Below are 596 nucleotides of genomic sequence, written 5' to 3' on the forward strand. Positions count from 1 at the left end.
GAAAACCGCCGTCAGGAAGAGCACATCGAACTGATCGCGTCGGAAAACTACACGAGCCCGGCGGTGATGGCCGCGCAAGGCTCGCAGCTCACCAACAAGTACGCCGAAGGCTATCCGGGCAAGCGCTACTACGGCGGCTGCGAATACGTGGACATCGCCGAGCAGCTGGCGATCGACCGCGTGAAGCAGATCTTCGGCGCGGAAGCCGCGAACGTGCAGCCGAACTCCGGCTCGCAGGCGAACCAGGGCGTGTTCTTCGCGATGCTCAAGCCGGGCGACACGATCATGGGCATGAGCCTCGCGCACGGCGGGCACCTCACGCACGGCTCGCCGGTCAACATGTCGGGCAAGTGGTTCAACGTGATCAGCTACGGCCTGAACGAAGCCGAAGACATCGACTACGACGCAGCTGAAAAGCTCGCGCAGGAACACAAGCCGAAGCTGATCGTCGCGGGCGCGTCGGCATTCGCGCTGCGTATCGATTTCGAACGTCTGTCGAAGATCGCGAAGTCGGTCGGCGCGTACTTCATGGTCGACATGGCGCACTACGCGGGCCTGATCGCCGCCGGCGTCTACCCGAACCCGGTGCCGCACGC

The 596-nt window shown here is 63.9% G+C and carries 1 protein-coding gene; it reads left to right on the forward strand.

Annotation, left to right across the window (positions count from 1 at the left end):
* On the forward strand, nucleotides 1–596 hold a 596-nt coding region (locus BTH42_RS02975), incomplete at both ends, for a serine hydroxymethyltransferase (RefSeq protein ID WP_143751957.1).

The sequence above is a fragment of the Burkholderia sp. SRS-W-2-2016 genome (assembly GCF_001931485.1).
GTDB lineage: Bacteria > Pseudomonadota > Gammaproteobacteria > Burkholderiales > Burkholderiaceae > Paraburkholderia.